The sequence below is a fragment of the Halochromatium sp. genome, from assembly GCF_046541315.1.
GTDB lineage: Bacteria > Pseudomonadota > Gammaproteobacteria > Chromatiales > Chromatiaceae > Lamprobacter.
This window is the reverse complement of the sequence record NZ_JBKHDN010000125.1, coordinates 1-8,146: the sequence shown is the minus strand read 5'-3', so window position 1 is coordinate 8,146 and position 8,146 is coordinate 1. Positions and strand designations below refer to the sequence as shown.

Here is an 8,146-nt window from a genome sequence, read left to right as displayed (position 1 = left end):
GCGGTCTCGCCCTGGAACCGGCGGCGGCTTTCGAGACGCTGGCTGATCTCGCGCAACGGATCTCGCGCAACGGATCTCGCGCAACGGATCTGGCACGGTCAGGCCGCTTGCGACACCATCACCAACGCCGGGCGCACCAAACGGCCATTCAACAGATAACCGCTCTGCACGACGTTGACCACGGTATTCGCTGGCACATCGGAGCGCGGCTGCATCGACATCGCCTGGTGATAGTCCGGGTTGAAGGGCTCGCCCTCGGGGTCGATGCGCTCAACGCCGAACTTGGCCATCACGTCGCGCAGCAATTTCAGCGTCAACTCGGTGCCTTCGCGCAGCTTGTCGACATCGGCGTCCGGCGCCTCGGCGGCGGCCTGGCCGAGTTCGAGGCTGTCGCGGACCTGCAGCAATTCCTTGACGAAGCTATCGAGCGCGAACTTGTGCGCGTTCTCGAGTTCCTTGGCCTGGCGCCGCGCCATGTTCTCCATCTCGGCGCGCAGCCGTAGCAGCTGGTTGTTGGCCTCGTCGGCCTTCGCGCGCGTATCCTCCAGCAGCATGGTCAGCTTGGCCGGGTCCGGCTGCTCGAAATCCGCCTGCTCGGAACCGGCCTGTTCGGAATCCGCCTGCTCGGAGCTGGCCTGCTCGGAACTGGCCTGCTCGGAATCGGACGAGGACGTCTCGGACGCGAGCCTCTCCTCGTCGAAGACCGAGGCCTCGCGCTCGACATCCGCGTTTGCCGCCGTGCGCCCGGGCTCCGCCGCCGCTTCATCGTTCGGCGCCTGATCGACGTCCTCGATCGGGTCGCGCGTTTGGTCTTGTTCCTTCGTCATCTCTAACCTCGCTCCCGGGCCACCCGGCGGATCGCGACCGCGCCGTGGATGCGCCCGTGGCCTCTCGCGTTGAATGTGGGTTGTCGCGAATCAGCGTCCGCGCAGCGCGGCCGCGAGCAGCTTCGCCGTCACATCGACGACCGGAATCACTTGCTGGTAATTCATCCGCGTCGGGCCGATCACCCCGAGCACGCCGAGCACCTGGTCCTCGACGCGGTAGGTGGCGGTGACGACACTGCAATCATCGAGCAAGGCGTAGCCCGACTCCTCGCCGATGAAGATCTGCACCCCCTCGGCCTCGATGCAGCGATCGAGCAGGTCGAGGATCTGCCGCTTCTCGGTGAAGGCATCGAACAACGCCTTGAGCCGATCCATACTGGACAGCTCGGTGAACTCCATCAAATTGGTCTGGCCCGCGATCATCACGTCATCCTTGTGCTCAGCGGCCTCGATGACGCGCTGCGCCATCATCACCGCCCGTATCATCAGCTCATCCATGTGCGCATGGGTGCGCTTGAGATCGGCCATCAACTGCCGGCGCACCTCTTGCATCTCCTGGCCGTTGAACAGTTGGGTCAGATAGTTCGAGGCCTGCTCGAGCTGCGCGGCCGGCAATGGCTGCTCGGTCTCGAGGATGCGGTTGTGCACCTCGCCATCGCCGGTGACCAGAATCGCCAGTACCCGCCGCCCCGACAGCGAGACGAATTCGATCTGCCGAAACACCTCGCGCTCGTGCCGCGGCACCATCACCAGCCCGGCCAGGTGGGTGACGCCGGACAGCGCCCGCGAGGCGGTTTGGATCAGCGTCGCGGTGTCCGTGCTGTGCGCGAACTGCTCGCGCAGCACGGTGACATCGGCCTCGGTCAGCGGCGCGACCTTGAGCAGGCTATCGATGAACAGTCGATAACCCGACGCGGTCGGCACCCGCCCCGCCGAGGTGTGCGGCGACGACACCAGACCCAAATCCTCCAGGTCCGCCATCACGTTGCGCACCGTCGCCGGACTCAGATCCAGGCCCGTATCGCGCGCCAAGGTGCGCGACCCCACCGGCTGGCCATCGCGGATGTGGCGTTCGACGAGCGCCTTCAGAAAGTGCAGTGCGCGCTCGCTGACCTGTCCTTCGGCAAAACGACCACTGGCTCTAACGTCCATCGACACGATTGTCACTCACTGGTGGCTAAACGAAACCCATCGAATCCAGCCTCTCGGGCGGTGAATCGGTTGTTAGCACTCTTGCCTAACGAGTGCTAACGCGTTCAATCTAAGGGGCTCGGGGAATGATGTCAAGGCGATGATTGGCGCGCTCGGTGCCGCGTGCTAACGTTGCCCGCGGTCCCTGCCCATGCCTGGGCCGTGTTCAGCAACCCGATTGGTCCATATCCTTCGCCTCCCAAGGAGTCGTGCGCCATCGATGGCCTGGTTCCAGCACATCGGCCTCATCGCCAAACAGCATGACGACCCGCGCATCGCGACCACGGTCGCGCGCGTCGTCGATCACCTTGGCGCGCGCGGGGTCCGCACCTCCTTCGAGCAGGCCACCGCGACCCGCCTGCGGCGCGGCGATGGCGTCAGTATCGAGCATCTCGGCGCGCGCTGCGACCTGGTGCTGGTGGTCGGCGGCGACGGCACCTTCCTGCACGCGGCGCGCGTCCTGGCCGAGCACGATGTCGCGCTGGTCGGCATCAACCTCGGCCGTCTCGGCTTCCTGGTCGACATCCTGCCCGATGAGATCGAGGCGCGCCTGGAGCAGATCCTCGACGGCGCCTACGAGGCCGATACCCGCATCCTGCTCGACGTGCGCATGGGCGCGCAGGCCGTGCCCGAGCGTGCGCTCAACGACGTGGTGATCCACAAATGGAACTCGGTGCGCATGATCGAGTTCGAGACCTATATCGACGGTCAGTTCATCAATGCCCAGCGCTCCGATGGGCTGATCGTCGCCACCCCGACCGGTTCCACCGCCTATGCCCTCTCCGGCGGCGGTCCGCTGCTGAATCCGCGGCTCGATGCCCTGCTGTTGGTGCCGATCTGTCCGCACACGCTGAGCAACCGGCCGCTGGTGGTGCCAGGCGGCAGCCGCATCGAGATCCGGGTCTGCGACCTGGAGCCGGAGCAGGTCCGCCTGACCTGCGACGGCCAGGTCGACCTGCCCCTGCAAGCGGGCGCCGCGATCCGCGTCGAACGCAGCTCGCGCCGCATCCGCCTGTTGCATCCGCACGATCACGATCACTACCGCATCCTGCGCGCCAAGCTCGGCTGGGGCGGCCATACCCATTCCGAAACGCCGTGCTGACTCTCATTACCGTCCAAGATTTGGTCATCGTCAGCCGGCTCGAACTCGAGCTGGGGGCGGGCATGACCGCGCTCACCGGCGAGACCGGGGCCGGCAAGTCGATCCTGATCGACGCGCTCGGGCTGGCCCTCGGCGACAAGGCCGACGCGAGCCTGATCCGCAGCGGCCGCGAGCGCGCCGAGATCAGCGTCGATGTCGCGCTCGCCGACCACCCGCCGGCGCGCGCCTGGCTCGCCGAGCAGGCGCTCGATGACGGCGACGAATGCCTGATCCGGCGCGTGCTGGTGCGGCACGGCCGCGCCCGCGCCTATATCAACGGCCGCGCCGTCAGCAGCGCCCAACTGCGCGCGCTCGGCGAGTTGCTGGTCGACATCCACGGCCAGCACGCGCATCAATCCCTGCTGCGGCCGGCCGCGCAGCGGGCATTGCTCGATGGCTATGCCGCGCATCCGTCGCTGACCAGCGCGGTGGCCGAGCACTATCGGCACTATCGGGCACTCGATCAACGCTGGAAGACCCTGACCGAGGCCCGCGCCGAGCGCGAGGAGCGCCTGGAACTCTTGCGCTTCCAACTCGACGAATTGGATGCGCTGGAGCTTGGCGAGCATGAACTCGATGCGCTCGACGCCGAGCAACGCCGGCTTGCCAATCAGGGCCAACTGCAGGCCACTGCGGCGGCGCTGGTCGAGCTGCTCTACGAAGGCGAGCAGTCGCTGCGCGATCATCTCGGCCGCGCCAGCGCCGATCTCGGCGGCCTGAGCGCGATCGACCCTCGTCTGGGCGAGACCCGCGAGCTGATCGATGGCGCCACGGTGCAGATCGAGGAGGCGGCGGCGAATCTGCGCCATTACCTCGACGGGCTGGAGATGGACCCGACCCGTCTCGGGGTGGTCGAACAGCGCATCGGTCGCATCCATGATCTCGCCCGCAAGTACCGCGTCGCGCCCGAGCAGTTGCGCGCCTTCGCCACCGAGCGCCGCGACGAGCTGGTGCGTCTGGAACAGGCCGATCAGTCGCTCGAGGCCTTGGCCGGCGAGCGTGAGCAGGCGCGTGCGGCCTTGCTCGAGCGTGCCGAGGCGTTGAGTGTCTCGCGCCGCAAGGCCGCGCGCCAACTGAGCGAGACGGTGACCACGACGATGCAGGAGCTGGGCATGGGCGGCGGCCGTTTCCAGGTCGCGGTCGATCCCGGCGCGGTCGAGACGATCGGCAGTCAGGGCCTCGATCGCGTTGCCTTTTTGGTCAGCGCCAACCCCGGTCAGCCGTTGCAGCCGCTGGCCAAGGTCGCCTCCGGCGGCGAACTCTCGCGCATCAGCCTGGCGATTCAGGTCGCGACCGCCGAGGTCGGCGGCGTCCCCACGCTCGTCTTCGACGAGGTCGATGTCGGCATCGGCGGCGGGGTCGCCGAGATCGTCGGGCGCTTGCTGCGGCGTTTGGGCGAGAACCGGCAGGTGCTCTGCGTGACCCATCTAGCGCAGGTCGCCGCGCAAGCGCATCAGCATCTGCGGGTGCAGAAATCGGCGCGGCAAGACGAGACCTTCACCCAGATCGATCCGCTCGCCGCCGAGCAGCGCATCGACGAGGTCGCGCGCATGCTCGGCGGCACCGAGATCACCGCGACCACGCGCGCGCACGCGGCCGAGATGTTGCGGCTCGGCGCGCGCGAGTGAACCGGCACTCAAGTGACTGTCCAGAAATGACTTCCCGATTTCGGGGCGACTGGTCGCGGCAGCTTCGGGAAGCAAATGATGGACATCTCCTAAGCGCCCTGGTTGCATGACAGCTCGGCGGCGCACTGTAGCCGTTCCAGGCCGCTGTGCAGATGATCGGCGACCCGCTCTGGGGTTGGCGTTTCAAGCCAGGGGATGACCCCCATACAGGGCGCTGGTATCCGCGCGCGCAGGCTAGCGAGATTCCCCTCGACGGCGGCCATCGCCGGATCGACGCCGTTGGCGATCCAGCCGACCAGGCGCAGGCCCGAGGCCTGGATCGACTCGGCGCTCAACAGCGCGTGATTCAAGCAACCGAGCCGCAGACCGACCACCAGCAGCACGGGGAGTTCGAGCGCTCGCGGCAGGTCGGCCAGGGTGAATTCCGGCCCCAGCGGCACGCGCCAGCCGCCGACGCCTTCGACGAGGACCCAGTCGGCCTGTGCCGCGAGCTGTTGGTACGCGCTCTGGATCGGCGCGAGTGCGATCTCGACACCGGCCTGCGCGGCGGCGAGGTGCGGCGCGATCGGCGGCGCGAAGGCGTAGGGATTGATCCGCGCATAGGCGACCGGTTGCGAACACTGCGCTTGGATGCGCAGGGCGTCCTCGTTGCGCAGGGGTTGGTCGTTGCGCGCCTCCTCTGCCGACGGCTCGCAACCGGCAGCGATGGGTTTCATGCCGAGCACACGCTGGCCGCGCTGCTGCAAGGCGGACATCAGCCCGAGCGTGACCTCGGTCTTGCCGATCTCGGTATCGGTGCCGGTGATGAAGAGCCCTCGCCCGCGCGGCGGCGTTTGAGCGTGCCCCTGCCGCGATTCCGACGCCAGCGCTCGCTCTTGCCTCGGCGCCGACGCCATAGGACTGATCATCTCATCATTCACGGCATGAATCTCAGTGGATATGGAACACCGCTGGATGCGTTCATCGCGCGGCCCGGCGCGGGATCGCCGTGAGCGGGATCGCGACCCCATCGGCGGTCTGTCGTTGTGCCGGCGTCGTGGCGCCCGCCGGCATCCAGGCCTGGCCATAGAGGACCTCCCAGGTCGAGGGCAGGCGCCCGTCGCGCCGCTCGCGCTCATAGGCGGCTTCCATCGCCGCCAAGGTCGCGCGGCCGGTCAGCGCGCGCGGGCGCTGGTGCAGCGCGTTGCGCCCGCCGATGGCCTTAAGGTCGCGCATCAGCGCGCGCACGTCGGCATAGGTCATGGTGATGCGCTCGGCGTCCATCACCGGATCGGCGAAACCGGCGCGGACCAGCGCGTCGCCGATGTCGTGCATGTCCAGGAACGGGCTGACATGGGCATGGGCACCGCCATCGGCGGCGGTCCAGGCGCGGCGCAGCTCGATCAGGGTGTCCGGGCCAAAGGTGGTGAACATCAGCAGGCCTTCCGGACGCAGCACGCGCCGCAGCTCGGCGAAGGCGCGCGCGAGATCGCCGGCCCATTGCAGGGTGGCGTTGGAGATCACCAGGTCGACGGAGTCGTCGGCCAACGGCAGGGCCTCGAGATCGGCGCAGAGCGGGCGCGGCCGGTTGCGCCAGGTGCCTCGGCGGCGGGCGCGCTGGAGCATCGCCTCGGCGAGATCGAGGGCGATGATCCGGGATTGGCGCCAGCGCTTGGCGAGGGCATCGATGCCCTGCCCGGTGCCGCAGCCGAGTTCGAGGATGCGGTCTGGGCGCAGCCGCACATAGTCGAGCCGTTCGAGCAAGCGCGCGCCGATCTCGCGCTGGAGCACGGCGGCGGCGTCATAGCTGGTCGCGGCGCGCTCGAAGGCGCGGCGGGCGGCGCGTTTGTCGATCAGGCTCATGGCAGGGTCTCGGCGAGAAAGGCGGTGATGCGGTTGGCGGCCTCGTCGCCATGCGAAAGCAATGGCGCATGGGCGGCGCCCGGGATGGTCTGACACTGGGCCTGGGGCATCAGCAGTTCGATGCGCTCGGCGACGCTGGCCGGCACCAGGGTATCGCGCTCGCCGAACAGCCAGAGCGCGGGTTGTTGGATGTCGGCCAGGCGCGCGCGCAGGTCTTCCTCGCGCAGCAGATCCAGGCCGGCCAGCAGCGCCTCGGGTTGCGGCTGCGGGCGCTCGGCGAGGCCGGCGCGCAGGCGGCGCAGGGTCTCGCGGGCGTCCTCGCTGCCGCGCACCTGGAGCGAGAGGAAGCGCGCGAGGGTCGCGGCTGGTTCATCGCGGAGCGCGGCGTGGAAGCCGTCGAAGGTGGTGGCGGGCATGGCGGCGCGCCAGTCGGCGGCTTGGACGAAGCGTGGGTTGGCGGTGACCAGGATCAGGGCGCGGATGCGAGAGGGAGCGCGGCGGCGTGATGAGACCTCCTGGGCTGGAGCCTGTTGGCCCGGGCCGATGGGGCGACCTGGCGTGCGGGTGTGCAAGGCTGCTTGCAGGGCGACGAGGGCACCGAGCGACCAGCCGAGCCAGATGGCCTGTTCGGGGGCTTGGGCGAGCACGGCATCGGCCCAGTCTGGGAGATCGCGCCAGTGTGATTGGAAGGGCGCGTTGCCGTGGCCAGGAAGTTCGATGGGGTGCAGATGGAAGCGCTCGCTGATAGAGGCCGGCAGCGCATCCCAGACGCCGTTGTTCATGCCCCAGCCGTGGAGCAGGACGAGAGTGGGTCGGTCGTTGTGCATTGTTGGTTGCTGCACCTTGAGCCGCTATCTTGGGAGCCTTGCCAGTGCGTCTAGGAGGCGATCGACCTCGGCGGCTTGGTGGGCGGCCGAGAAGGTGATGCGCAGACGCGCAGCGCCTTGGGGCACGGTCGGCGGGCGAATCGCGGTGACCAGGATGTCGCGCTCTTCGAGGAACCGGCTCCAGCGCAGGGCGGTCTCGACATCGCCGGCCATCAGCGGTTGGATCGGCGTCGGCGAGTCGGCCAAGGGCAGCCCCAGGGCTTCAGCGCCAGCGCGGAAGCGAGCGATTAGACGCTGGAGATGCTGGCGGCGTTCCGGCTCTTGCTGCACGATCCGTAACGCCCTGAGGCTGGCGCTGGCGAGCGCGGGCGGGACTGCGGTGGTGTAGACGTAGCTGCGCGCGCGTTGGATCAGGTACTCGATCAGCTCGGCACTACCGGCAACGAAGGCGCCAAAGGTGCCGAGGGCCTTGCCGAGGGTGCCGACCAGAATCGGGACCGCGGCTTGGGCGTCGCCCCCATCGAGACCCGCCTGTTCGAGGCTCCCGCGACCCTGGGCACCGAGGACACCGATGCCGTGGGCGTCGTCGACCATGAGCGCGGCGCCGGTGGCGTTGGCGATCGCGGCTAGGGCCGGTATCGGCGCGAGATCGCCGTCCATGCTGAACACGCCGTCGGTGACGATCAAGCT

8 protein-coding genes are annotated in these 8,146 nt (G+C 68.4%); 2 read left to right on the top strand and 6 right to left on the bottom strand.

What is annotated here, in order from left to right; genetic code table 11:
- Nucleotides 1-98: 98 nt before the first annotated feature.
- Both grpE and hrcA read right to left on the bottom strand, forming a co-directional pair.
- Nucleotides 99-827 carry a nucleotide exchange factor GrpE gene (grpE, locus tag ACLFQI_RS09305; RefSeq protein WP_410758743.1) on the bottom strand — a complete coding sequence of 243 codons (729 nt, stop codon included), beginning with the start codon at nucleotides 825-827 and terminating at the stop codon, nucleotides 99-101.
- 90 nt (nucleotides 828-917) lie between these two features.
- Nucleotides 918-1,979, bottom strand: coding sequence for a heat-inducible transcriptional repressor HrcA (gene hrcA / locus ACLFQI_RS09300; RefSeq protein WP_410758741.1), 1,062 nt, complete (start codon nucleotides 1,977-1,979; stop codon nucleotides 918-920).
- Between the two features lie 259 nt (nucleotides 1,980-2,238).
- Here hrcA and ACLFQI_RS09295 point away from each other — a divergent pair, with 259 nt between their 5' ends.
- Both ACLFQI_RS09295 and recN read left to right on the top strand, forming a co-directional pair.
- On the top strand, nucleotides 2,239-3,120 hold the full coding sequence (locus ACLFQI_RS09295; protein WP_410758740.1) for an NAD(+) kinase: 882 nt from the start codon (nucleotides 2,239-2,241) through the stop codon (nucleotides 3,118-3,120).
- On the top strand, nucleotides 3,114-4,787 hold the full coding sequence (recN, locus tag ACLFQI_RS09290) for a DNA repair protein RecN (RefSeq protein ID WP_410758738.1): 1,674 nt from the start codon (nucleotides 3,114-3,116) through the stop codon (nucleotides 4,785-4,787). Before ACLFQI_RS09295 ends, recN begins: the two co-directional genes overlap by 7 nt.
- Before the next feature lie 89 nt (nucleotides 4,788-4,876).
- Here the strand turns inward: recN and bioD are convergent, their stop codons facing one another.
- The 4 genes from bioD to ACLFQI_RS09270 all read right to left on the bottom strand — a co-directional run.
- Entirely contained in the window at nucleotides 4,877-5,707 is an 831-nt protein-coding gene (gene bioD, locus ACLFQI_RS09285; protein ID WP_410758737.1) for a dethiobiotin synthase, read from the bottom strand.
- A 40-nt stretch (nucleotides 5,708-5,747) separates the two neighbouring features.
- A complete protein-coding gene (gene bioC, locus ACLFQI_RS09280; RefSeq protein ID WP_410758735.1) occupies nucleotides 5,748-6,629 on the bottom strand; it encodes a malonyl-ACP O-methyltransferase BioC in 882 nt (293 codons plus the stop codon).
- Nucleotides 6,626-7,456, bottom strand: a complete 831-nt coding sequence (locus tag ACLFQI_RS09275) for an alpha/beta fold hydrolase (protein WP_410758733.1) — start codon at nucleotides 7,454-7,456, stop codon at nucleotides 6,626-6,628. The genes bioC and ACLFQI_RS09275 overlap by 4 nt, the downstream gene beginning before the upstream one ends.
- Before the next feature lie 24 nt (nucleotides 7,457-7,480).
- On the bottom strand, nucleotides 7,481-8,146 hold a 666-nt coding region (locus tag ACLFQI_RS09270; protein WP_410758731.1), incomplete at its 5' end, for an aminotransferase class I/II-fold pyridoxal phosphate-dependent enzyme.

Coding starts and splice junctions, on each gene's coding strand:
- hrcA (WP_410758741.1), bottom strand. CDS start 1,979: ATGGACGTTAGAGCCAGTGGTCGTTTTGCCGAAGGACAGGTCAGCGAG.
- ACLFQI_RS09295 (WP_410758740.1), top strand. CDS start 2,239: ATGGCCTGGTTCCAGCACATCGGCCTCATCGCCAAACAGCATGACGAC.
- bioC (WP_410758735.1), bottom strand. CDS start 6,629: ATGAGCCTGATCGACAAACGCGCCGCCCGCCGCGCCTTCGAGCGCGCC.
- ACLFQI_RS09275 (WP_410758733.1), bottom strand. CDS start 7,456: ATGCACAACGACCGACCCACTCTCGTCCTGCTCCACGGCTGGGGCATG.
- grpE (WP_410758743.1), bottom strand. CDS start 827: ATGACGAAGGAACAAGACCAAACGCGCGACCCGATCGAGGACGTCGAT.